Source organism: Sphingopyxis sp. (genome assembly GCF_035565275.1).
GTDB lineage: Bacteria > Pseudomonadota > Alphaproteobacteria > Sphingomonadales > Sphingomonadaceae > Sphingopyxis.
Genome location: NZ_DATMST010000206.1, coordinates 1 through 3730, shown reverse-complemented (window position 1 = coordinate 3730; position 3730 = coordinate 1). Strand labels below are relative to the sequence as shown.

Genomic DNA, 3730 nt, shown 5'->3' with positions numbered 1-3730 from the left:
ATCCCTCGTCGGTGCTGATGAACATCCTTCCCGCCAAGGTCGCGGGGGTAGAGCGCATCGTGATGATGACCCCGACGCCGGGCGGCGAGACCAATCCGGTCGTGATGGCCGCGGCGCATATCGGCGGGGTCGACGAGATATGGCGCGTCGGCGGCGCGCAGGCGGTCGCGGCGCTCGCCTATGGCACCAACCGCATCGCGCCGGTGGATGTCGTAACGGGGCCGGGCAATGCGTGGGTCGCCGAGGCGAAGCGCCAGCTCTACGGTGTCGTCGGTATCGACATGGTCGCGGGGCCGAGCGAGATCGTCGTCGTCGCCGACGCGAAGAACGAACCGCACATCATTGCGGCCGACCTGCTCAGTCAGGCCGAGCATGACCCGACCAGCCAGTCGATCCTGTTCACCGACGATAGCGATTTCGCCGATGCGGTGGCCGCTGCGGTTGCGCATGTCATTCCGACGCTGTCGACCGCGCAGACGATGCAGGCGAGCTGGGCCGACAATGGCGCCGTGATCGTCGTGCCGCGCCTTGCCGACGCGATCCCGCTCTGCGACCGGCTGGCGCCCGAACATCTCGAACTCGCGGTCGATGCCGCCGAGGCTGACGCGCTCTTTGGCAGAGTGCGCCACGCCGGCTCGGTCTTCCTCGGCCGCCAGACCCCCGAAGCCATCGGCGATTATGTCGCCGGCCCCAACCATGTGCTGCCGACCGGCCGCCGCGCGCGTTTTTCGAGCGGGCTGTCGGTCACCGACTTCATGAAGCGCACCAGCTTCCTCGCGCTCGACGAAGCGAGCCTCGCCGCGATCGGCCCGGCCGCGGTCGCGCTTGCGGGCGCCGAGGGGCTTCCTGCCCATGCGCTTTCGGTCAGCCAGCGTCTCAGCTAGAAAAGAACGATGAACAAACGCGCCCAATCCCGCTCCGCCGCCCGTCTCGCCGCCGTCCAGGCGCTCTATCAGCACGAGATGGAGGCGACGCCGGTCGCCAAGCTGATCCACGAATTCCACCAGCACCGCATCGGCGCGACGATCGAGGACGCCGAATATGCCGACGCCGACACCGCCTTTTTCGACGATATCGTAAAGGGTACGCTCGCGCGGAGCGAAGAGATCGACGCCGCGATCGTCGCGCGGCTTGCAAGCGGCTGGTCGATGGAGCGGCTCGACCGCACGATGAAGGCGATCCTGCGGGCGGGGACCTATGAACTGATCGCGCGTGGCGACGTACCGATCGGTGCTGTGGTCAGCGAATATGTCGATGTCGCGAAGGCGTTCTTCGACGCGCGCGAGGCAGGATTCGCGAACGGCCTGCTCGATGCGATCGGCAAGAATGCGCGGGCGAAATAATTGAAATCCTCTCCGTCGCTGTGCGGCAGGGAGGATCGACGGGTATCTTTTATACCGCACCGGTATCCTCTAGGCTTCGCCATATGAGCGAAGCCGATTTCATCGCCCGCCTGCGCGCCATCGCGACCGATCCCGCCGCGCGCGGACTCGCCGACGATGCGGCGGTGCTGGGCGATCTCGTCCTCACCCACGACATGATCGTCGAGGGCATCCATTTCCTGCCCGACGAACGGCCGCAGGATGTCGCGTGGAAGCTCGTTGCGGTCAATCTGTCCGATCTGGCGGCAAAGGGCGCGGCGCCGCTCGGCGTGCTGGTCGGCTATAGCCTCACCGGCGACGAAATCTGGGACGCGGCCTTCGTCCGGGGGCTTGGCGAGGTGCTGCGCCGGTACGAAGTGCCGCTGCTCGGGGGCGATACGGTGGGCATTCCCGAAGGCGCGCCGCGCACATTCGGACTAACGGCAATTGGCAAAGCGCCTGCGACCGGCGCTCCGGCGCGGAGCGGCGCAAAGCCGGGCGACCAGATCTGGGTCACCGGGACGATCGGCAATGCGGGGCTTGGGCTCGCGATGCGGCTGGGGCAGGTCGATCCGAACGAAACCTGCCTTGCCGCCTATTGCCGCCCGGAGCCGCAGCTGATTTTCGGGCAGGCGGTGGCGCGCCACGCCCATGCGATGATGGACGTGTCCGACGGCCTGCTGATCGATGCGCAGCGGATGGCCGAAGCGAGCGGATGCCAGCTTGGCATCATGCTCGAATCGGTGCCGCTCTCGGCTGCGCTGCTCGCGGTGCGGCCCGACGTGATCGACACGCGGCTCGCGGCGGCGAGCGCGGGCGACGACTATCAGTTGCTGTTCACCGCGGATCCTTCGGCGGCCGCGACAATTCGCGAGATGGCAGCCCGACTGAACGTGGCGGCGACACCGCTCGGCCACGTGGGGGTCGGGGAGGGACTCATGCTCACCCATCGGGCGCAGCGCATCGCGCTGCCGGCTCGTCTCGGTTTCATGCACTAGCCTGTCCCGTTTCCGGGAACGGGATATTTTGCTTTGAAATCCGTTTGATGGCAGAGCAGGGCGGCGTGATGGAAGCCGTCCATTCGGCAGACAGGGTAAATCAGAAGGGCCGGTATGGACCGAAAATATCGACGTCGCGGCCTTGTCCGGGCGATGCTGGCGATCTGTTTCATAAGTTTCTGCCATCCGGCGCAGGCAGCCGGTTCGCCGGATCCGGTTGATGTCATAACGGTACAGACGTTCGCGACCGATCCCGAACCATCGCAGGCCGATGGCCCTGCGGATCACATCGCGGCGCTCGCGACCGACTGTGCGGCGGACAATGGCGAGGCCTGCACCGATCTCGCCTATCGCCATCACGAAGGCGACGATGTCCCCAAGGACGATGTGCGCGCGACGGCGCTTTTCGCTCGCGCTTGTCATCTGGGCGATATGACCGGCTGTGCGATGGCCGGCTATGCGTACGGCGCGGGGGCGGGGGTGGACCGATCGTACGAGCGGGCAGCCGCCTATAATGCCTTCGCGTGCCATGGCGGTGAGGCAACCGCCTGCTCGAACCTCGGCCTTTCGTACATCGCCGGGGACGGTGTTCCCGTGGATCCGAAGGGCGCCGTAAAGCTGTTCAGGCAGGCCTGCGATATGGGGGACACATCGGGCTGCTCCAACCTGGGCGCATCCTATTCGCTCGGGAAGGGCGTCGTCCGGAATCAGCGTCGGGCCGCCCGTCTTTTCGAACGTGCCTGCAAGGCCGAAGATCAGCATGCCTGCTATAATCTCGGCGTTCTCCACCGCGACGGCCTCGGCATGCCGCGTGACTACAAGCGGGCCCAAGCGCTGTTCGAGCAAAGCTGCCGGGCCGACGAGGCGTCGGCCTGCGGCAATCTGGCGATGCTGGTCGACGACGGGCGGGGCGTTCGCCGCGACCGCCAGCGCGCGCTCGAATTGTTCGACCGGGCGTGCGGGCTGGGTGAGGCCGAAAGCTGCTTTTCGCTCGGGCGCGCCTATCAGACCGGCAAGGGCATCGAACGCAACAACGCGCGCGCGATCGAACTGCTCGAGCGGACGCTGGAGCTCGATCCAAACACCGAATCCGCCGCCGACGCGCGAACGGCGCTCGAGGCGGCACGCAGTGCCGGTGCAGAAGGCGCGTTGCCGGACGCGCCGTCCAATGCACGGGAAACCGCCGAATAACCGGGGTTGCGTGCCGCTTTCTTTCTTCCCATAACTCGACGTCCAAATTTGGGGCGGTCGCATCAGGGGAGAGAGCGAACCGGCATCAATAAGTCGGACGTGCTCGACTGCTATCTTCTGCGTCGCCCTTCTCATGGGAAGGAAGCAACACGCATGAATCCGGTTTTGATCGCGATAGCG

General features: G+C 66.2%; 4 protein-coding genes. All 4 read left to right on the top strand.

What is annotated here, in order from left to right; all coding sequences use genetic code 11:
- Positions 1-884 (top strand): histidinol dehydrogenase (gene hisD, locus VN047_RS14425; RefSeq protein ID WP_325543812.1); only part of this gene is annotated, 884 nt, incomplete at its 5' end.
- A 9-nt stretch (positions 885-893) separates the two neighbouring features.
- Positions 894-1343, top strand: a complete 450-nt coding sequence (gene nusB, locus VN047_RS14420) for a transcription antitermination factor NusB (RefSeq protein WP_325543810.1) — start codon at positions 894-896, stop codon at positions 1341-1343.
- A gap of 83 nt (positions 1344-1426) precedes the next feature.
- A complete protein-coding gene (gene thiL / locus VN047_RS14415) occupies positions 1427-2359 on the top strand; it encodes a thiamine-phosphate kinase (RefSeq protein ID WP_325543808.1) in 933 nt (310 codons plus the stop codon).
- Positions 2360-2473: 114 nt separating this feature from the next.
- Complete coding sequence (locus VN047_RS14410) at positions 2474-3550, top strand: tetratricopeptide repeat protein (protein ID WP_325543806.1); 1077 nt, start codon at positions 2474-2476, stop codon at positions 3548-3550.
- Positions 3551-3730: the final 180 nt, after the last annotated feature.